We start from the raw sequence: 589 nt of genomic DNA, 5'->3' as shown, positions 1-589 counted from the left end.
ACAATTTTCATCACGCAAACTCCTAATTCCTTCTTCACTTCAAAATCCCAGAAACGAATAACGGTCCAACCCTTACTTCTGTAAAAAGCATTGACCTCTTCATCCCTTTGCCTGTTTCTTTCGATCTTGGGAATCCAGAAATCCCGGTTTGATTTAATGGCTAGTTGCCTGTTTTCCCAGTCATGGCCATGCCAGAAAGATCCATCCACAAATACGACCAGCTTATATTTGATCAGTGCCAGATCAGGTTTGCCGGGCAGTTTTCGCTTATTGCTCCTGTACCTGACCCCGGCATGCCAAAGTGCCTTTTTCAGCAATTTCTCCGGCTTGGTACCGCTCCCCTTGATCCTGGACATATTATACGACCGCTGCTGGGTGGTATAAAAGCCATTGGCCTCACAGAACTTGGGTACACGTATTTTGGGCTGCTGATAAGGTTTACTCATGATCCTTCCTTTTCGCTGGTATATGATAACGGAATGCGAGGCGGAAAAGTGCGGGGATGAAGGCGGATCCGGCTTTGAGTCCTCCTCTCTGCCAACTAAAGCCTACTAAATGAAATATCTAAGAACTAGTCCACAAAGAAGTC

General features: G+C 46.0%; 1 protein-coding gene. It reads right to left on the bottom strand.

Annotated features, from left to right (window positions below; translation table 11 throughout):
* A partial coding sequence (locus EL17_RS22210; RefSeq protein WP_035079959.1) for a very short patch repair endonuclease occupies positions 1-446 on the bottom strand: 446 nt, incomplete at its 3' end.
* Positions 447-589: the final 143 nt, after the last annotated feature.

Source organism: Anditalea andensis (genome assembly GCF_000714815.1).
GTDB classification, from domain to species: Bacteria; Bacteroidota; Bacteroidia; order Cytophagales; family Cyclobacteriaceae; genus Anditalea; species Anditalea andensis.
This window is presented reverse-complemented; position numbering and strand designations above follow the sequence as displayed.